This window comes from Paenibacillus campinasensis, from assembly GCF_002272015.1.
Classification (GTDB): domain Bacteria; phylum Bacillota; class Bacilli; order Paenibacillales; family Paenibacillaceae; genus Paenibacillus_AQ; species Paenibacillus_AQ campinasensis.
Genome location: NZ_NPBY01000013.1, coordinates 53028 through 74255, shown reverse-complemented (window position 1 = coordinate 74255; position 21228 = coordinate 53028). Strand labels below are relative to the sequence as shown.

Annotated in this window: 14 protein-coding genes; 1 reads left to right on the top strand and 13 read right to left on the bottom strand. The window is 51.0% G+C overall.

All coding sequences use genetic code 11. The features are described 5' to 3' along the window. Positions 1-7 precede the first annotated feature (7 nt). Positions 8-1312 carry an endo-1,4-beta-xylanase gene (locus CHH67_RS04715; protein ID WP_095263833.1) on the bottom strand — a complete coding sequence of 435 codons (1305 nt, stop codon included), beginning with the start codon at positions 1310-1312 and terminating at the stop codon, positions 8-10. Between the two features lie 305 nt (positions 1313-1617). Here CHH67_RS04715 and CHH67_RS04710 point away from each other — a divergent pair, with 305 nt between their 5' ends. After that, entirely contained in the window at positions 1618-2397 is a 780-nt protein-coding gene (locus CHH67_RS04710; RefSeq protein ID WP_095263898.1) for a helix-turn-helix domain-containing protein, read from the top strand. Positions 2398-2508: 111 nt separating this feature from the next. Here the strand turns inward: CHH67_RS04710 and CHH67_RS04705 are convergent, their stop codons facing one another. The 12 genes from CHH67_RS04705 to CHH67_RS04650 form a co-directional block, all read right to left on the bottom strand. Next, on the bottom strand, positions 2509-4170 hold the full coding sequence (locus tag CHH67_RS04705; RefSeq protein ID WP_095263832.1) for a glycoside hydrolase family 43 protein: 1662 nt from the start codon (positions 4168-4170) through the stop codon (positions 2509-2511). Positions 4171-4340: 170 nt separating this feature from the next. Next, positions 4341-5963 (bottom strand): response regulator, encoded by a 1623-nt coding sequence (locus tag CHH67_RS04700; RefSeq protein ID WP_095263831.1) that lies wholly within the window; start codon positions 5961-5963, stop codon positions 4341-4343. Continuing rightward, entirely contained in the window at positions 5956-7707 is a 1752-nt protein-coding gene (locus CHH67_RS04695) for a sensor histidine kinase (RefSeq protein ID WP_095263830.1), read from the bottom strand. The genes CHH67_RS04700 and CHH67_RS04695 overlap by 8 nt, the downstream gene beginning before the upstream one ends. 86 nt (positions 7708-7793) lie before the next feature. Next, complete coding sequence (locus tag CHH67_RS04690; protein WP_095263829.1) at positions 7794-9479, bottom strand: extracellular solute-binding protein; 1686 nt, start codon at positions 9477-9479, stop codon at positions 7794-7796. A 393-nt stretch (positions 9480-9872) separates the two neighbouring features. Then, positions 9873-10817, bottom strand: a complete 945-nt coding sequence (locus CHH67_RS04685) for a carbohydrate ABC transporter permease (RefSeq protein ID WP_095263828.1) — start codon at positions 10815-10817, stop codon at positions 9873-9875. Positions 10818-10832: 15 nt separating this feature from the next. Then, positions 10833-11750 carry a carbohydrate ABC transporter permease gene (locus CHH67_RS04680; protein WP_095263827.1) on the bottom strand — a complete coding sequence of 306 codons (918 nt, stop codon included), beginning with the start codon at positions 11748-11750 and terminating at the stop codon, positions 10833-10835. Continuing rightward, the gene (locus CHH67_RS04675) at positions 11747-14305 is read right to left on the bottom strand and encodes a DUF5696 domain-containing protein (protein ID WP_095263826.1); all 2559 of its coding nucleotides are present in this window, start codon (positions 14303-14305) and stop codon (positions 11747-11749) included. The genes CHH67_RS04680 and CHH67_RS04675 overlap by 4 nt, the downstream gene beginning before the upstream one ends. Before the next feature lie 12 nt (positions 14306-14317). Next, the gene (locus CHH67_RS04670) at positions 14318-14944 is read right to left on the bottom strand and encodes a YIP1 family protein (RefSeq protein ID WP_095263825.1); all 627 of its coding nucleotides are present in this window, start codon (positions 14942-14944) and stop codon (positions 14318-14320) included. Next, positions 14941-16392 (bottom strand): NHL repeat-containing protein, encoded by a 1452-nt coding sequence (locus tag CHH67_RS04665; RefSeq protein ID WP_095263824.1) that lies wholly within the window; start codon positions 16390-16392, stop codon positions 14941-14943. Before CHH67_RS04665 ends, CHH67_RS04670 begins: the two co-directional genes overlap by 4 nt. Positions 16393-16412: 20 nt before the next feature. Continuing rightward, on the bottom strand, positions 16413-17276 hold the full coding sequence (locus CHH67_RS04660; protein ID WP_176475499.1) for a carbohydrate ABC transporter permease: 864 nt from the start codon (positions 17274-17276) through the stop codon (positions 16413-16415). A 14-nt stretch (positions 17277-17290) separates the two neighbouring features. Then, positions 17291-18202 carry a carbohydrate ABC transporter permease gene (locus CHH67_RS04655; RefSeq protein WP_230875634.1) on the bottom strand — a complete coding sequence of 304 codons (912 nt, stop codon included), beginning with the start codon at positions 18200-18202 and terminating at the stop codon, positions 17291-17293. Between the two features lie 68 nt (positions 18203-18270). Then, a complete protein-coding gene (locus CHH67_RS04650) occupies positions 18271-21162 on the bottom strand; it encodes an extracellular solute-binding protein (protein WP_095263821.1) in 2892 nt (963 codons plus the stop codon). Positions 21163-21228 lie beyond the last annotated feature (66 nt).

The window sequence follows — 21228 nt, the reverse complement described above, 5'->3', positions numbered from 1 at the left end:
CCGCTTATCACTCAGATCTTGCCGCCTTAACAACGGCCCAAAACGCCGGTTTAGGCTGATGCTGTCGGTCGAATAGCAAAGGCGCATTGGTACGTGCGACCGGAAAACCATGAAGCCAGGTATGGTCGTCGGCGATACCCCAAAACACGACGCCGCTGAGAATGTCCTTATTCTGACGGAATGCCTTGAATAACTCGCCATAACGATCAGCTTGCAGGTTCAGGATATCTTGCGGGAGATCTTGGCCGTAATCACTGCGGTCATTCCACGCATAAATGCTCATATCGAGCTCAGTGACAAGATTGTCGAGGCCCAGCTCCGCGAATTTTCGCATCGAGGTGATGATGGAATCCACCGATGGGCCATAGATGTCAATATGCGTCTGATGTCCGACCCCGTCGATCGGAACACCTTGCTCCAGCAAATTTTTCACAAGCTGAAACAAAAGGTCCCTTTTCACAGGGTTATCCGTGCCGTAATCGTTAATATAAAGCTTCGCTTCGGGTCCTCCGGCTTCCCGGGCCGCTCGGAATGCCGTTGCGATGTAATCAGTACCGGCTATTTTATACCATTCGCTCGCGCGCATTCCGTCCGGATCCCCCGGTTCAATGACTTCATTCACCACATCCCAAGACGTAATCTCGTCCTTATATCGGCCGACGATCGTCCTTACATGGGTATCCAGGCGTTTCAGCAGCAATTTTTTGTTCGCTTCCTGGCGCTTGGGGTCTGTCTCATCCACCATCGGCTTGCCTTCCTCATCTTGGAAAAACCATGCCCCGACTTGGGTATGCCAGACCAACGTATGAAAACGGACCTGCATGTTGTTCTCCTTGGCAAATTCCACGATCCGGTCGGCATTTGTCCATATAAATTGGCCTTCCGACGGCTGGATTGCATCCGGCTTCATGACATTCTCCGCCACCAGCCAGCGGACATGCTTCTTCAGCAATTCCGATGATGGACCGCTCGTCTGGTTCGGTTCGATCGCGGCGCCGATTGGAAAATCCTCCTCGAAGAGTTCATGCAGCGAGGGAATATCTTGCGATGCGGACGGCTGTGCCTGCGGCTCAGTTGACGCAGTTTGATTAGTGCCGGCAGGGGGTTCGGCATTCAGTTTTCCGTTCGACGCATCCGAATCCCCTGTTAGCTCCACTGCTCCTTCCCCCGGTTTTCCTGGGGCCTGACTTTCGGCGGGGGGCTTGTCACGGCTGCCCATTTGGGGCAGGATTAACAGGACAACAACGGACGCGGCAACCGCAGCAGCCACAGCCGTGGCCGCCCATCGGCCGCGTTTAGGCATGCGATGCAAAGCATGACCTCCTTTCCACTTCAAGCAAGTGATAGGGATCCGGTGTCGGACCCGGCCCGAATAAATACAACTTCATATTAGCGCTTACAAATTATTGAAACAACCTGCCAAATTTGGGATCGTTCACCCGTCCAATCTCCGGTTGCCAATGTTCCTTGCGCATAGACAGGCCCCGTATTTTTCAGTAAGAAGTAAATATCGGTTAGAAATATAAAAATCGGCACATTGTGATCCGGCTTTCCGTTCCCCATAATGTTATCAAACCGTATGAAAGCGTTATTACAACGAAGTTGGGGGGAAGCTTTGTGCACGATGTCCTGTTTGTTGATCTGCAATCCCATGATGAAGCAACACCGGGAATCCGGCCGGATTGGAATGCGTTGAGATGCTCGCGGCGCCGCTGCGTCAGGTCCGCCTCGTCCGCCATGCAATTCATTGCTTTGGAGCCTTACACCTTGGTGATTATCCATGCGCTTGGCTCAGATTCCGAAGGTATGGAGTTATGCGCAAACATCCGGTGCGTAAGCCAGGTTCCCATCATTATTACCGGAGGCAGCACGGAGTTTTATTGGACCCGGAGAGCCTTGCAGCTGCAAGTTAACGATTATCTGCCTGCACCGTTCACGGTCGAAGAGCTCAACACTTGCTTGCGGATGATTTTGCCGGCACCCCCTTCTGGTGACGGGCATCCGGATAATAGATGGTCCCAAGTCCATGCGGAAAAGGAGGATCAGGTCATTCAAGAGGTCAAGGCATATTTGAAGGATTCGATGTATCAAAACATCACCTTAAAAGAAATTGCCGAACGGATGCATTTCAACTATTCCTACTTGGTGCAGAAATTCAAATTCCACGAGAAGATGACGTTTAACGAATATCTGCTGCAGCAGCGAATGGAGAAAGCGAAATTCTTGCTGACGCATACCGACATGAAAATATACGAAATCGCTGACGCAGTGGGGTACAACGATATGGATTGGTTCTATAAAAAATTCAAGTCTTATGCTGGTATAAGCGCTAACAATTATAGAAAATTACATGGCTCCCGTACGGTTCCGGTTCCCGTTGCCTCTGGCCAGCACTAACTTGTACGTACATTTTTACCTGAAGCACTTATAAAAGGCGCCGCTTGACTCGCGAGCGCCTTTTTAGCTGGCTATCATCACGTTATGAATGGACGGGCTGTATATATGCAGTCACAGCTCAAATTGCCATGCTTCGAAGTCAAATAACTTCTGATCCTGCTTTCCGGTAAATACGAAGTATAGATGATGAATGCCGGATGCGCCTGAAACTTCAATGGATATTTCCTGACGCTGTTTCGCACCGGATGCTGGCGGTACGTTCACTGTGCCGATCCGTTCTCCTTCCGGATGGTCCAGCCGAAGCTCCATGCTTCCTCCTCCTTCCACTCCCGAGACCCAAGCCGTAAACGCGGATGCTCCTTTTCCGAAATCAACATTGGCCACAGCGATCCAATCCCGGTCGTGGATGTCCGTGACCGCCAATATCGGGCTGTCCTGCGAGTCTTCAGCGGCAGTAGACGGATTGACTTGAATTCCGGCATTCCATGCCATCGTTACTGCCTCCGTTCGCTGGAAGGGATTGTGCAACTGGACCCCCTCCACACCTTCCATATCAGCGTCTATCTCTCGGATGGTACCGTCCGTCTCGAAATAAACGCGGTTCAGATGGGTGGAACGATAGCCTTTCGGAATCCCCATGGACTTTGACAACGTTTGGGCGTGATAGGCAATATACCAGTTTTGTTGAAACTGAAAGATGGCGTGATGATTATTCCCTCCGACCCCGAAGAAATGCCCGGGATTTTTCAATATGGTCCCTTGATACGTCCATGGGCCCATCGGATGCTCACTGACCATATAGGCGATTTCGCCGGGAGGGGGACTGTTCTCCGGCCGCGTTCCTTCCGAGAAATTGGAGCAGTACGTATAGTAATACTTTCCGTCAAATTTGTTAATTCCTGAATCCTCGAACATATAAGGAGCCGGAATCGTGACGGCTTCGCCAAGCACGCTGATCATATCGTCGCCCAGCTGCATGACGCGAGCCGTGTTCGGCATTTCGGCTTCGCCTTCCGGAATGCCGCCGCCAAAGTAGATATAGGCTTTCCCGTCATCGTCAACGAGCACGGCGGGATCAAACAGCCACGTGACACCTTCCACGCCCGGCGTGTTTCTTGTGATCAGCGGCTTTCCGATCGGATCCGTCCACGGGCCAACAGGGCTGTCGCTCGTCAGCACGCCGATGCCGCTGGCATTGTTGGCAAAATACAAGAAGAAGCGGTCCTCGCCGTCAATCACCTTGTGCGCGGCCGCTGGCGCCCACGATTGCGTTGCCCATGCGGCAGCGCCGGTCGGTCCTGCGACCTGGATTGCTCCGTGATCGGTCCAGTTGACCAGGTCCGAGGAAGAGATGACGGACAGCTTGTTGATCGTGCTGTAGCTGTTGTCCTTGACATTTCCTTCACCGTCATATTCCAATGTGTCGTACGTGTTATATAAATAAACACGTCCGTCAACTGCCAGTGCATAGGGATCCGCACCGAATTTATGGGAGACGACCGGATTCCCGTTCGGAGGAATCTTGCCGATTGCGGCCGCATACGCCTCCCTGCGGGTGCTGTTCGCATCCCGGCTCACAACATTGCCTCCTTGATCCATCATTTCAGTTCCTGTTTGGCCGGCTTTAATTTCATTACTCATCTTGTCACTCAGCTCCTGATTAAACATTTTGGGATCGTCTTGGCCACGACTCGCCAGGCTTGCAACAACAACGATAATGCAAGCGAAAGCAAATACGGCAGATATGACCAGTAACGTCTTTCCGGGCTTCATCCTGAATACGCCCTCCTCCATCGTTACTTGGTGACCTGTCATTCCGATCTGGTCGGTCCCATCACGGTCGACATGAACGAAATTGTTTTGTAAAAAGTGTACCTTGGGGTAAGCGGGGCAACAACCGGACATTCCATCTGAAAACACCGGGCAAATGATAGGTTGCCTGCCTATTTTGCGAGATGGTCCCGGTACTCCTGCGGCGTTAAACCCGTCGCCTTTTTGAAGAAGCGAGTAAAGGAATGGGCGGCATCGTATCCGACTAATGGCGCCACGTCCCTTACCTTCAAATCCCCTTCCTTAAGCAGCTCCTTTGCTCGCCGTATTCGGCACTTTTCGATATATTCCGAAAGATTGATTCCCCGTTCCTGCTTGAACAAACGCGAGAGATAGGAGGGATTAAAAAAATAGCGTTCGGCCAAATGCACAAGGGTGATGTCCTGATCCAGATGCTCCTCGATATACTGGCATAACCGATCAATGACATGCGCCGTTTTGCCTCGTTCATCCAGGCGCTTGAAATCGAAGATATCTTCGGCCGTTCGCCTCAAATACCGAAAAGCTTCCTTCATGGAATCATGACTTTCCAAATCCAGCAGTTTCCCCCGTTCACCGGTAGGGTCCTGAAGCTCAAGCCGGGTCAGCTTGGCATACAGCACAAGAGCGATAGAGTAATAGGCTTGTGCAGCATGCTGATGATGATCTTCTCCGTTCAGCACGAATTCCGACAACTGCTCCAATTCCTTCATGAATTCGTTCTCCCTTCCGGCCTCCAAATGGGCTTCCAAGATGCCCGCCTTATGGCTCGTCTCCACTCCTTCTTTGCAGTGAGGCGCCTGGGAAGAGTCAACTTGATCCTTCAAGATCATCGGAATCCCGTTGCCCATCTTTAACTGCTGGAGCCTTCGCAGTCGTTCATACTGCGGTGTTACGTCCTCCCACCGGCAGGGGTTGCCGCTTATGGTGAACGAAATGGCAAGTCCTAGAGAATCCAGACAGGCTTCCTGGATCAGTTCTAGCGTCCCTTCCGAATAAATAACAAGACGATCCACGGATGGATTCTCAGACCGCGGCTGGAGCATCCATAATAAATCCCCATGTTTGTCTAGGACACCGATGCTTCGGACATGCTCATCCATAAAAGAATTCCAAATCAGCCTCACCGAGCGGTGGTCGTTTTTCTTTTCTACATACGCTTTTCCTGCTGAATAAGCTACACGGCCAAGAGCCAGCAGCACAGGGAGCTCCGGATCCAATCCGATGTTCAAGGCCCGGAAATCGCTCCGCATGGCTTCCTTGTCCTGTCCAAGCAGGCTGCTGTCCGCGACGAATTGCCGGAAGTATTCTCCCTGCTCCATCCATTCCAGCGCTTCGGTCTGCACGCGGGATTGCATGAGCCATTCATTCATCCGGTGGCCGCTCTCGATTTCATGAATGACTTCCTTCACGACCTCCATGACCTTATCGAAGCCTTCCGTCTTCAACAAATAGCGGACATTCGGCATCTGAATCGCTTGATAGGCGTAATCGAAATCGCTGTAACCGGTCAGAAAGATAATTCTGCACCTTGGCCAGAGCGCCCGGATGCTCTCCGTCAATTCCAATCCGCTCATGCCCGGCATGCGTATGTCCGTCAGGACGATGTCGATTCGCGTGCGCGACATCCAATTCAGCGCTTCCTTGCCGGAGTATGCCCGGCAAACGTCAAGGTTCTCGGGCATCCACTGATGAAATACTTCGTACAAACTGTTCGTAATAATCTCTTCATCGTCGACGACCAGCAGTCTATACATGTTCATTCCCCTCCGTCAGCCTGATTCGAATTTGGACCCGCAGTCCGTTCAATGGACTCCTTGATAAGACTAATCCGCTGCTTTCCCCATACGTCAGGGCAATTCGCCGATGGATGTTGATAAGTCCCGTCACTTCAGGAGATTCGGCAGATTCAGCTGTGCGTTCAAGCCGCTTATTTATCATGTCGATATCGTTATCCGTCAGCCCGTTCCCGTTCTCTTCAATCACGATGGAAGCTTCTTGGCCATCCAGATGAAACGACACACGCAGGAAGCCTTCTTCCTGCATCTTTTCGAGGCTGTGCTCATAGGCGTTTTCGATAATCGGCTGAATGATCAGTCGCGGCACCTTGATGGCCTCCATTTCCTTCGGCAGCTCGCCGAATTCTACGCGGATTCGCCTTGAGAATCTGAGCTTTTGAATCTCGGTATAAATGCGGGAATGCCTCGTCTCTTCCAGCAATGGAACGTTGTCCGCATCATTGCGGGTAATGAATCGAAAATATTCTCCCAGCATGTTCGTGAACAGCTCGATTTGCGTGACATCCCCCGTTTTGGCCAGGGAGCTCAGGATGAAGAAGCTGTTATATAAAAAGTGGGGATTGATCTGGGATTGGAGCTGTTTCAGCTCCGCCCTTTGCATCATGAGCTTGTGCCTGAAATTCTGGTCAATCAGATGCTGCAGCTTGATGAGCATCTGATTGAATCGATCGTACAAATAGCCGAACTCGTCCCTTTGTCCGTGCCTGATCCGGATATTAAACATGCCATCCTCCATTTTTCTGAAGCTCTGGACAAGCAGAAGCAGTGGTTTATGAACCAATTTGTACGTCGATACGGCATAGATGGCGATGGCTAAGAAGGTCGTGCCCGCAAACAGCCAAGCCCACACATAAAATTTACTTAACGGCCGCTTCACCGCCTCAGTGGGCAAGTACGTGAACACGGATAGATCCAGCTTGTCGGAATACGCCTTGTCGATCAGATACCTGCCTGTGCCGATATTCAGAATTTGACCATTCGCATGTTGGATGGCCTGCATGGCCTCTTTCATTAAACGATCCGCCTCTTCATGGCTGGCCAGGGCAAAGCCGGACGGCTCGGAGACGATAAAAGCCCCGCTTTCCGGATATACGCTGATTTGCATCAGGGATTCCCTGAGTTTGCTCGCATCCAGTTCGATCTGAACGATCAGAAGCGGCTCTTCCCCTTTTCGAGCCCCGTATTTGGCCGCCACAAGATGGAACGTATCGTCGATCTGCAGCAGTCTTTGATTGCCGCTCGCCTCACCTGCATAAACATCGTTATACCGTCTCGAGTCGAATGTATTCATCGCGGTCATGGCCGAAATCGTTTTATCCATACTGCGGATATGAATGAAAACATCTTTGATGTAGACACTGCTGTTTTTGATGGAGACCAGCCGCGGCAGCAAATAATGCAGACTTGCTTTTCTTTCGACCGTGCTCATCATATCCCATGTCAGCACCATTTTGTTCAGTTCACCATCCTGCAAAATATCGTATTGCTGAATTTCCAGCCATTCGATTTCCCGGTTCAACCCGTCCAGGTAGGCCGAAAGCTGCGCTTGCGTATTTTTGGATACTTCCTGGCTAGCGTATTGGTAACTCCAGTTATATAGATAAACGCCGAGTATGATAAGCGGAAGAATGACGAAGAGATAGGTAGCGACCAGCCGAATAAAGATGCTATTACGAATGGAATTAACAGGTAACTTAAGCAATTAAACTCCTCCGATGTGTGTGAATATGCATGTTAATTTGCCGCCTGTCAGCCTCTAAGGCCAACCGTGCGGGTGTGGCTCATTTGTTATGGACGGCTTTTTTTGTCCTCATGCCATTGATTCACTTCAGCCGTAATGTCAGCACCGCCAAGCCGATACCATTCCTCCACGAACCGGTCGAATTGTTCTACGGGCTCGCCGAGTATGATATTGACGAAATAATCATGCTGAAGATTGTCCAGAATCGTTTGTTTTTCAATCATCGTTTCAGTCGGCGCGCCGGCAAAAGCATCGAACAACAACTGATGGTTATCCTCGTATTGGTCGAGAATACTCATCGCACCGGACGGCCCGTAGATCTTCTCCCAACCCCAGCCGGATTCGCCGTCTTCTTTCTTATCCAAATATCGATCGATTCGACCTTGTATGAATCCGGGCTCGCCCTGTAACTGAGACGTCGTGCCCTGACGACGCGCTTCGGCGATTTGCCGGTATGCCTTGAGATTTTTATCAGCAGGGAAAGGAGTCACGGGAGATAGGCCCCACACGGGCGAGGAATTGTTGTAGTAAGTCCCGTAATCGGCTGTTTTGCCCCAATTTTTTTCAAGATGCAAATTGAACATTTTGAGAATCGCCTCTGGGTGAGCGAAATCCTTCCTTACGGCGTAAAAATAACTTGTCGTAAATTTAAGAGGAACCCTCCTTGCCTTGCCAGAGTCAGTAACAATGGGAAAGGCCTGCCACTCCGCATCCGGATCGCCGCTGCGGCTGGACTGAAGCATGAATGCTCCCCATTGCTCGCCATAGGCCATGCCGATCTTCCCATCAGCAACGAGCTGTTTAGCTTTGCTTCCGTTTTTAAAAATGAATTCACTGTCGATTTCATGATTGCGATACATATCCTGAAGCGCCTTGAGCGCCTGTTTCACTTCAGGCTGAATGCCTCCGTATACGAGCTTGCCACTCTCGTCTTCAAGCCATATGTTCGGGTAAGCTCCATAACCGGCCATGAATCCGGTTAAGCCCATGATAGGATCCCACAAATAGTGGGTAGCTGCTATTCCATAGGTGTCTTGTTGGCCATTTCCGTCGGGATCCCCTTCTGTAAACGCTTTCGAAATTGCCAGGACGTCATCCATTGTTTTCGGTGGCAACAGCTCCAATCGGTCCAGCCAATCCGTTCGAATCCACAGAAACATCGCCTTTTCAATGGAGGAATCGGTCTCCGGGATGCCCATCAGCTTGCCGTCGATCATGCCGGATTCCAAGGTACCGCTCCCTTCTTGACGGTGAACTTGCTGTGTTAACGGCGAAGCATATTCCTTGTAAACCTGCGTCAGATCCTGAATCAGACCGGCATGGCTCAATTGCCTTAGCTGCTGGGCATTCACCTTAACGATATCGGGAATGTCTCCTGAAGCCAGCATAATATCCAGCTTCTTGTGGTATTGTTCGCTTCTCACAGCCCATTCGTATTTGATTTGAATGCCCAGAACTTGTTCGTACAACTGACTCCATCGATTGTCCTCCAGCGTTTCATCCGGCAATGCCTTCAGCATATCTTCCAAACCGTCACCGATTTCTCTCACCAGCGTGACTTCGATCGGCGGATGATAGGCGCTTAATGACTTATCGCTGTATACGCCCTCTCCCGGTGTTCTCCTATCCGGATTGGGGTCGATACCGCCGTTTTGGTGACAAGACGCCAGTGTGGAACCAAACAGTAAAGCACTTAGCACGACTTTGGAGAAGTTCTTTACGATGATCAGCAACAGAAAACACCCTTTCCTATCGATTAATTGTATTATTATACTTTAAAGGCCAAGGCCCACAATAATCATTTTTTTACTTTCTATCCCAATATTGACTTGTTGTTTCGTTCAAATCCCAATATATTCCACCCTCTTAAACCAACCCTTTGATTGTTCGATAAATTCGATCGAGCCCTAAAAGATAAGATATCTGCAAATAAACAACAGCCAACCCCAAGGACAGATGGGGCTGGCTGCGATTTTCATATATTAAGCGCAAGGAACTCTTTTACTTGAGTGTTGGCTTCGGTATTTGGGCTAACGATACGTAATAGATTGGGGAGGGATGACGATCAACAGCATAGCAACGAACAACAGCCAATTTTATTGCCAAGCCGTATAATCATCCGTGATTTAACCCACGATGCCCGTACGCTCGATACTTTCCACGAAATAGCGCTGAACGAACAAATAGATGACGATCAAGGGAAGGATGGCCAGCAAAATGCCGGTATCCTGCACCATACTCAAATAAAAAGGGTCCGCCTTTGACGGATCGCTGCCCAGCATAATGGACAGATTGTACGGCAGCGATGACAGCTGGGTGGACATGACTTTGCTTGAAGTCAGATACGTCGTCGTGTAGAAGCTGTCGTTCCACTGCCAGACGAAGGAGAACAACGTCGTGGTAATGATGGCAGGAATCGCGTTCGGCATCATGATGCGGGTAAAGGTGGTTCCGACGCCCGCGCCGTCAATATAAGCCGCCTCCTCCACCTCCTTCGGAATGCCGCGGAAGAATTGCCGGAAAATAAAAATGTACAAGCCGGCTTTAAGCGAATTGGCGGTCAGCGAAGTCAGAATGAACGGCCAATAGCTGTTCAACAGGTTGACGGACTTGCCGGTGAGGAGCGGAATCAGGCCCATCAGCGTAAAATCCTTCAGATTCAAATAAATCGGGATGAGAATCGTGGTTGGGGGCACCAGAATCGTCAGGACAACACAGGCGAACAAAAGCTGGCTGCCCTTGAATTTCAAACGGGCAAAGCCGTAACCCGCCAGTGCGCAAGAAGCGGCCGTCAAGACCGTCGTCGTCGTCGACAGCGCAAACGTGTTGAACAGCGTTTCCCAGTAATCCATAATGCGGATCGCATCAAGGAAATTGCTCATTGTGAAATTTTCCGGAATCCATACGACGACCGGTGAATAAAGATCGGCCTTGTCTTTGATGGCCGTCGAGATTTTTTGCAGAATCGGATACAGAATGACAAAGGACAAGCCAGCGATCAATGTTAAACGTATGAAAGACCAGAGCCATCGTTTCCAGCTTTCGAGCGATAGCCACCGAGAAACCGACATTGCATTCACCTTCTTCTATTCATGGTAAAAGACCTTCCTGGATACAAAGTACGTGCTGATCAACAGGATGATGGAGATGGCCAGGAAGTAAATCCAAGCCATGGCTGAGCTAAGTCCGAAATCGAATTGGACGAAGCCCGTGGTCTTGATCAAGTCTGTCAGCTCATTTCGGGAGAACGAGTCGATAATCGTATAGATCATGTTGACCAGAATCAGCGGGCTGACCATCGGAAACGTGATTTTCCAGAAGGCTTCATAACCCGTAGCTCCTTCCATCTTGGACGCTTCGTACAGCTGGGGGGATATCGTCTGTATGCCTGCCAGGAATATAAGGATCTGCACGCCGGATTGGCTTACGATCTCATAAATACGATCCACGGCTCCCGTTAAATAGTTTACGATCGTCTCGCTTACGCCGGCCTGAAGCATCAATCGTTCGAGTTCAAAGCTTCCCAGTGCATTAATCAGCCCGCCGGAACCGGCATTCTGATCATTGATCGCCTGAACGAGGCTGCTGCTTTCCAGGGTCAGAATGACCCCGGAAGCAAGAATGACGGGCAGGAAGAATATCGATCTGGCAAAGGAACGACCAAGGAACTTCTGATTCAGGACGACGGCCAGAAAGAGACTGAAAATAACGATCAGGGGCACGTTCACCGCCATGTTCACGATCGCCTCGGTCAGCATCCGGTTAAAGCTGGTGTTGACCGTAAAGGCAGTCACGTAATTTTTCATCCCCATAAACGTAATGCCGATGCCTTCGGAATTTGCCGTAACGGTGCTGAAACTGTAAATCAGGGAAGTCAGCAAAGGGATCAGGAAGAAAAAGATAAAGCCGAGCAGCCAAGGCATCACATAAACAATGCCCCATAATGCCTTCTGTTTCCCATAGCTTCGCTGCTTTTGCCCAAATCGCTGGGTTATGGATTTCATGGCGCTTCACCACCCGTCACATAGCTTTCGGCTTCAATGGTTACGCCATCTATCGTCACCGGTGCACGATTGTAATTCACGATGACGTACACGCCGCTCTCGTATGTCGTCTTGAACACGCCGTCAGCCAATTCGTCATGCCCGACGATCCGCTCATGGCGAACCTTTTTCAGAAATGCATTGACTTCCTCGTAGATGCGGGCGGCCTCGTCGATCCATAACGCGTAATTGGCAGAGAACAGTTCGTTATGCTCTGTGTCCTTTATTTTATGATTAGGTTCATAGAACCATTGAAAATACACGCCAGCACCATACTCCAAACACTTCAAAATATATGGCTTGGCATCGGTATATGCGGACAGGTTGTAAGGCGCTCCCGTGTAATCGATATGCCCGCGGACAACCATTTGATAGAAGGGGATTTCCGCGTCTTCGATTTTAAAGCGGCTGCTAGACATGGGCGCATGGGTGATATCGGTTAAGAAAGGCAGCGCATAAGCATTTCCTCCGTCAGCCATGACCTGAAGATTGGCATCTGAAATCTTGTTCAGCGCATCCAGAGACAACTGCTCGGACTCCGTACGGTCAATTTGACGATGCTTGCGAAAATCGCTGTTGAGCTCGGCGGCAAGATCACTCAGCGACACGCCAATAGCGCCGTATTTTCCATAATCCTTTAAGAAAGCTTCCGTGTAGCTACCTATGAACCGCGGTGAAACTACATAAGCCGGCGAACCGGTCCGATCCCGCCGATTCAGCGCCGGATTGAAGGAATAGATCTCTGCGGGGATGCCTCGCAGCGTTCTGGACGCCTCCTTCGCCTCGTTGAACCCGGAACCGGACAGCGCGGTAAGGATGGCGACATCCGGATACAGCGTTACCCCATTCTCGTTCGCATAGGATAACAGACGCCGGAGTCCCTTCTCTCCCCCTACCTGTTGATCAACGGAGACGCTGTCTGGAACCTCATGAGCCAGCCCCTTGTTGAACCAGCCGCTATACTTCAATTTGATGTCATGGATGCCTCGCTTGCCCATCTCTGTCAGAATGCTTTGCGCTTGTTCGAACGTCGTGAGCGGCTCCAGCGCCCGATACGGAATTCCTGCAAAATGCTTTTTCTTATAAATGCTTCCTACAAGCTGCATATAGAACGGCATATTCTCTTCATTTCTCTCGGCAATTGCCGGGAGGCCTCCCTGTTGCTCCAAGTAATTCCTGTAATAGGCGGCGAGTCCCGGATAGGAAGCCGACTGCTTGCCTACAAACGCATACCGGACCGAAAAATCGCTTCGCATCGGATCCTCCTGGAACTTCGGGAGCGAGCGCTGCTGGCCGTTCGCATCCAGGCTTAAGTCGCCTTTGTTGATTACCGTGAACGCCGGGTATACGTAGTTATAGCTGTTCAGTCTGCCGCTGACGTCGGCATGGATCGTCGCGGCCGGAGCCCCTTCCTCGATGATGCCGATAAATGCCCCGCCTTCACGGATGATACCGAACACCGGCAGTCTGACATCTTGGCTGCTATCCGCCGTTTCAATCCCGCTCATCGTTCGGTCCATTCCGTACACGCTCTGCTGGTAGGAAGGGTACCGCGTCTTGCCGTTATTAAAATGGATCAGTGCCCCAGATCCGTCTGGAACAAGGATTGAGCCCTTATCCTCCGCCCCCCCTGCACCGAAGAAGCTAAGGAACGAGACCGTATTCACTGGATATTCAGCCGGGAAATCGATGCTGGAAACCGGAAGCTTGGCGATCAGACTGTCGCCGTCCAGCGTATATTCGATCGAGGCATGAAATACCCGCGGTTCAGGCTTGGTCTGATCCAAATGGTTCTCCTCGATGTCCACCAGCAAATCGTCCTCGGTATATCCGGCATCCTCAAAGGCTTTAAGCGCACGTTCCAGCTGAAGACCTTTGAGCGCGCCGTCGGACCGGACATACACCCCTTGCTCGGCATCTTCCGTGTACGCGATTTTCAGCGTTCGCTGGCCGGCGCTGTCCAGCTTGCTTAACAGGTTCTGTTCAAAACGGGTCTTGCTGATCTTCTTGGGCATGTCGTCCATCGTTTTTTTGTCCGTGCCGAACCGGTAGTTAACGCGAACGCCGTTTGGGATTTCCTCCATGCCGATTTGCTTGTAAGCCGCGCTGTCGGCGTGCGAATTGACCGAATTTATCTGTCCGAAGCTGTTATAAAAGTCAAGCTTCAACTGAGAGGACAACAAGCTTTTGTTCACGCCCGCGGCCAGCGGATCCGACTCATGGCCAGGGGGATTGCTGTGCCAAATTTCGCCGCTTGCCTTATGCACGACGGCGATCGCCCCCGTCTGATCGTCCGTTAGCAGCTGGAGCTGATCGTTCTCGGCAATACCTTTCATGCCTTTGACGCTCGGATTGACGAACGATGACTTAAGGGCTGCTCCCGGCGTGAAGCTGTTGGCGGGCCCATTGCCTTCATCGCCAGCTGCCTTTTCCGGTCCTTTATCCGTACAACCGGCCATCATCAGTGCTGTCAGCACACTGGCAGCAAGCAGCATATATTTAGCGAAATTGCCCATCCTTCCTCCTCCTTAAGTTCTCATGACCAATTCTTGATAGATGACGGAAATAAAGGCCACGATCTGTTGGACCAAGCTGAAAAACAGCAAACTGATAAAAGCCATAAACCCCATGGCAACCAGGGTCAGCAGCATAATTCCGATCGTTTTGGACGGAGAAAACTGATGCACCGTCATATTGCCGACAAACAGCAGATAAACGAACCAGAGCACCGCAACGGAGTTGGAAAAATAATAGAATGCGGTCTCTTCCAGAGAAACGAGATTGCTGAGCCAAATCCATGGAAACTGTATGATCACGAGCGGCAGGAGCGCGAAGCAGGTCGACGTAAAAATTTCGACGAATTTGCCCTCCCCATCCATCAAGGTCGTAAGCGACCAGTTGGCCACGCACCAGAACAAGAGCGGCACGATCACGTATACAATTTCCATGACACTGTTCATGCTCTCAGGATTGTACACATGGACTAGAAAACCGCTGTACTGGCTCCTCAAAATGTTCGTAACGGCAACCAGGAACAATACGCTAAATGAAATGATTAACGTGAAATTTCGGCTGCGATCATATTTCAGGTCCCAATAGCCCTCAAAGGGATGAACCATGAGACTTAGGGGAAATCGAATCCATTCCCTGCTCATGCGGAAGCCCCCTTTCTTCGTTCCTTCACATTCCGAATCCTGGACACGGCAAATATCCCGGTTCCAGCCAAGAACAGCATGGTCATGATCAACGGAAAATGTTCCCTCATGACCTCTTTGCGGTATAGCAGGAATGCTTTCGAATAGTTTTTCTGATCCAAGCTGCGTTTGAAATGCACCATGGCACCCTTATAATCGCCTTGACGAAGCAAGGCTTTGCCGATCCCCGCATAGGCGAATTCCAGATTAGCATTCATGGCGATCGTTCGATTAAACAACGCAAAAGCGGTCTCTTCCTCGCCACGATAATAGCTTTTGACGGCTTCGTTCAGCGTTCGACCGTATTCAGTCGTTCGGAAGACGGTAATTTCGCCAAGCGCCTTATCCAGCACAAGAAAATCCTCGCCGATTCGGTCAATGGCCACCGGTGTATGAAATTGACCCAATTGGTTCCCCAACCCGCCAAATACATACATCAGATGTCCGTCCCCGTTGTAAGTGAACACCCGTCCCCGCTTGCCATCGAGCACGGAGTAAATCTCGCTGTCGGCAACATCGATGTCGATAAGCCTAGAAGGACCTTCGCTGCTGACGTAAAGAATGTCGCCCTGCGGGTCGGAATACCCCGTTCTTCTTAAAATATCGCTGCCTTGCGCATTAAGCTTCTTAATGTTATTCCCCCACTGGTCCCCGTTCGTGGCATAGATGAACCCTTCCGAGTCAATATCCAGATTCGTAAACTCCGTAGGCGTAAACATGACCATCTGGCTGCGCTGCGCCTTGGTCGAGATTTGCTTCCAGAAATACTCGATCGGATCGATATAAACGCGATTCGCGCCAATGAAGGAAGTAAACGCCCCTTCGGCGTCGAATTCCATGAACCCGTCAAACACGCCGGCAGCCATGACATAAATTCGCTGCGCATGGTCCATGACGATCCGCACAGGTTCGAACCTAAACGAATCCTGGAGTAGCTCCGACTCCGGCGAATCGATAATCTTGATCAGTTCAAAATCCGAATCCAAGTGAACCACCCTTTTGTTACCGGTGTCCGCTACGAGCACCTCGCCGTCATCGGTCACAAAGATTCCCTGCGGTTGCAGGAATGCATCCGGCTCGCCCTCTCTTGTGAAGGAATCCACAGCCGTTACCAGCTTTAGATCATGGTCCAGCACAACGATCCGATTGTTGCCGGAATCCAGTACGTATACGCGATGATCGGCGGTGACGTGGAGATCGCTCGGCTCTTGAAAAGCTCCCGTCCCCAGGTCGGAGCCGCTGATCCATTCAGTCGCTACATAAGCGGCCGGCGCTGCCGCAGCATCGCCCCAATAGGAATAAATATAGGAGTCCGAGGCGCGCTTGGCGCTTACGTTCCCCGCTCCTGCCCCAACCCCCAATAAACAGCAGATCATGATGAGGAGAGGCGTCTTCAGTTTGCGTTTCATCAATCTGACATGCCTCCTTTCTAGTCCTTCATCCCTGAAGTGGCCATCGTTTGCATGACACTGCTCTGGGATATGATAAAGAGCGTGATGGGAACGATCATCAGGAGCAGTGCAACGGCCGCAGCAACCCCGGCTCTAGCGATTCCGCCTTCCGTAATCTGTCCGAGCGCGAAATGTAACGTCTTCAGATGCTCGCTGTAAATGAAGCTGCCCCCATCGCTGCCCCAAAGTGCCGGAAATTGTAAAATCATTAGTGTCAGCCAGGCAGGCTTCACGTTTGGCATCACAATGGACCAGTAGATCCGATATTCGCTGGCCCCGTCGATTTTGGATGCCTCAAGCAGGGCATCGGGAATCTGCTCCATGAATTGCTTCATCAGAAACAGCCCGAGCGGAAATGCCAAGGAAGGCACGATAATGGAAGCATGCGTATTGATCCAACCCAGCCAAGACATGACCATATAGTTGGGAATCGCCGTAACATGAGGCGAAAACATCAAGGCAAGCACCACTATGGAAAACAGCGCCCTTGAGCCGGGAAAGCGGTATTTGGCCAGCGGATAGGCTGCTGCAGACGCCAGCAGGATATGTCCGGCCGTGCCAATGATGGTGATCAACAGCGTATTTGCGAAATAACGCGATAAGGGGACCCACGAATTCCCCATTAACACCATCAAATCCAGGAAATTATCCATCGTCGGATTGTTTACGAAGAACCGTGGGGGGAATATGAACAATTCGTCCAACGGCTTGAATGCGTTGTTCACCGCGTAAATCAAGGGCAATGCCATGAAGGCTCCGAACAAGGCGAGCAGCGAAAACAGCAAAATGCTAACGGGCAAAGAGCGGTTCAGCGTTCTCGGCAGCCGGAAATATCGAATCATTTTCGCAGCCAACGTTACTCACCTATCTTTCTCAACATTTTTTGCGTTAATTTGTTGGTCCCGACCATCAGCAAGAACAGGAACGTCGCAATGGCCGATGCGTAGCCCAGTTCGAAGCGGATCGTACCGAAATCCATCAGATGGGTAACAATGGTGTGCGCCGCATAGTTAACGCTCGGAAACCCGGCTAGCGCGATGGAGATATCTGCGACGGCAAATGCGGTTGTGATCTGCATGACAGCCCCGAACATCAGCTGCGGCCTCATGGACGGCAGCGTAATATACCAGAGCTCCTGCCAGCGATTTTTGATGCCGTCCATCGCCCCGGCTTCGATCAGCGACTTGTCGATTGTTTGTAGTCCGGCGATAAACGCCAAGAAGCTGGTGCCCAGGCTGAGCCAAAGCTGTACGATAATCACGATCCATAGAATATAGTTTTCATTCAGGAGCCATTGAATCGGTTCCAGGATAAAGCCAGCCTTCATCAGAAACCCGTTTAAATACCCGTAGCTGTCACCGGAGAAGATGATGAGCCAAATGAAATAAACGTTGCCCGATATCGAAGGCGCGTAAAAGACCAATGTCATGAACGCCCGCACTTTGGGCGACAATTCATTAATGATCCATGCGAATACAAAACAGGCGATATAACTGACGGGACCGGTGATGACGGCAAACATCAGCGTATTTTTCAAGGCGATCATAAAGATATCATCATTCAGAAACAGCCTCGAATAATTTTGCCAACCGACGAACCTAGGAAATTCCAGCATGTTGAAGTAGAAGAAACTTAGGGCAAAGGAAAAGACCACTGGAATGACCGTAAACAGAAAGAAAATAATCATATACGGACTCATCAGCAAATAATAGTGCTTGCTGCGCTTCAACTCTTTTGTGAAAGAGACCCAACGGCTGTTCTGCTGCATATTCGCTTTGGGGCTCTTTACGGTTTGAATTCCTGGTTCAACTTGCATCGACTACCGCACCTCCCCTGTTAATATGGCAAATTGAACTCCTTCCGCTTGATCTCAATTTCATCGTTAATGTACAGAATATAATCAGATAGGGCTTCGCGAGGATTTTCGCTGGCATTGACCACTTTCCTGAAGGCATTGTCCAAATGCCGGCCCGTGAAATATCCCCCTGGCACTTGCGGAATGCCTCGTACCCACCGCCACTGGTTATCCAGATTCCGATAATCCTTCACCGGCCATGGCAGTTCCTCCAGCGCTTCGATGTTGGCCGTTGGATAGCGGGCAGCCTCTCCCATCAAGCCTTCCATCTCTCGGCCATACGCAATTTGCGTCTCCTTGTCGGTCCACCACTTCAGAAATTGCCAAGAAGCCTCTTTGCTCTTTGAATTTTGAAGCAGCATGACGGCGGTCGTATGGCTGGCAACTTCGTGGTTTACGGTGCCGTCTTCGCGTTCAGTGCCCGGCACGATCGTGAAATCCCACAGCCCCTTTATCTCGGGGGCCATTACCGTCAGCATGTTGTACGTCGTGTAATCCGCAATCCCGATCGGCATTTCCCCAGTGCGGAAACGGTTCGGGAAATCCGCTTGCAGCGGGAACTTGTAGCTGGTATAGAACTGCGTCCACTTCTTGAAGGCTTCCATGGAGATGTCGGAGTCGAGCGCGCTCCTCGTATCATTATCGCGATAGAACTGCCCACCGTTCTGGTACAGCAGCATCGCAAACGTCGCATTCGGGACTAGACTCGCATTGGCGGCTTCAAGCGGCAAATAAAATTCCATGTTGTGCTTCTGAAGCACCGAAATCATGTCATAGATTTCTTGCCAGGTCGCGGGCGGCTTCAAGCCAAGCTCCTCCAAAATATCCTTGCGATAGAACAACATCGGGAAGGTCTGCTGCTCAGGCAAGGCGTACACTCCACCGTTATATCTATAAGGCTCAAGCCCGCTATCGCGGAATCGGGTGACCACCTCTTCGAAATCATCGAATTTCGTTAGATCAGTTGCAGCGCCCCTCATCGCGTAATTGACCGGCACGTCCTCGCCGATTTGCATGGCGACATCCGGACCTTCTCCGGCAAGCGTGGCTGGCAGAAGGATATTTCCCGGAACAAGCCGGAGATGCACCGGAATGTCCGATTCTGGCGTAAACGTGTCGTCGATCAATGCTTTCAGTACTTGCGCCTGATCGCGTCCTGTCGTCACCCAAACGGTGATGGCTTCTTCTTCATCGCCGGCGTTGCCGATCGTGTCATAGTCTTCCGTGTACGAAGCCACGTAAGCGCCTAGCTCATGGCCCGCAACCTCGAGTAACGACGCATCCGCTTTGGGCAGATTACGATCCGGCGAGTGAATGATCAGATAATCGAGCGAGATGGGCTGCTCTTTAATCTGCAGCATCCAGGTTCCCAGACCGCCTACGTTCACTTTATACGTATCCAAGCGCTTGGCGACGGTTTCGGGATTTTCGGCAAGCTCGTTCAGCTGGTGCACCATCGAATGCAGGACGGCTACCTTGTCGCTTCGCTCGCCCGTTGCTTCTTCCAGATAATCGGCAACGCTCTGAATGATTTCGGCCTGCTCGGTGAACACCTCCACCATATCCGGAATCCGTTTCTCCAATTGATAATCGCGGAACGGATCCGGCGTATTGGAGGTGATCATTAATATTTTGCGGTACATTTCGTTCAGCTCCAGCACGCTGGATTCAATCGTCTGCAAGAGCGGCGCGATCTCGCCGAGAGACACCATCATTCGAATTTGATGCGTCCCTTTAGTGAAATGGAATAAATAAGGTTCTTCCTCGCCCAGTACGTTCATTTGCCAATCGCGATCATAATGAAAGCGGATTCGTTTCATTTCCTCAAAGGGAAACTCCCCGTTGATCATAAGACTTCGGGTAGCAAATACGCCCCGGAGCTGGTCCTGCTTTTGCTTCAAGGCGATTTGGTACAAACCGTCTTCTTCCACCTCGAACTCCCATTCGATCCATTGCCCCGGCAGCTTCCAGTTGACGCCTCCGATGGTGTTGATTCTGATTTTGGAAACGTCGTACGGCACAACGGTCGGGCTGGATCTGTCGGATGTAGGATACAAGGTCGGCGACGATTTCCGCTTGGCATCCTCCGCCTGAATCAGAATGTACTGACCCCGGGTCGGTTCCAAGCCCTCAGACTCATATTCATTCGCCAGCTCCTCGTATGTTTTCAAGGCATGCTCCTGGTACAGCTCGATATAATCAATGGCCATCGGCTCCCGCAAGGACGTTAGCGTAAGCTTCTGCTTGCCCTTGTCAAAATAAAAGGAATATGGTTCATCATAGTAGCCGTACCGATCGGAGAGCGGCGCAAGCTGCCAGGAAGGCTGCTCGATCTGCCTTGGCCGCAGATCGTTTCCGCGGTTATCCTGTCTGATTTCCTCGTCCCGGTTTCCCCATACCCTGTCGAATAGTAGGATATCTGCTCCCTTGAAAGGCACCTCGTCATTGATAGAGAATTGCCTTTCGATTGCCGAACTCTTCCCCTCTATTGGATAGAATCGGATCCGGACATGGTATAAGCCCGGTTCTTCCACGTTTACGTCCCATGAGATGGAGCCAACCTCTGGCGTGATCACGGACTTCCCTTCGGAGCCGTATAATTTCTCCGCGATCTCGAATCCTTCCCCAGAGGTTGATGCAAAGGACTCGCCTTCGATGCGGACGATGCGGTCCGGACGGCTCGCCGATACATGGGCGTCTAAATACTGGCTGTACCCGTCCTGCCCTTCCGTTTTCATGACCGCTTCAAAGTCGGAGGTCGCTTGAACGAAGCCTTGGTTTGTCGATTTCGAAGGGTAGAAGGCCCATAGAGACAAAAAAAATAGGACGATGACAAGTATGGCGCTGCCGAAACGCTTGTTCCTGGTGTTCAATTTCTCTCCCTCCCATACGGTTAATCCATCCAATGACAGTCCCTGCCGCAGCAATGCGCTGCGCAG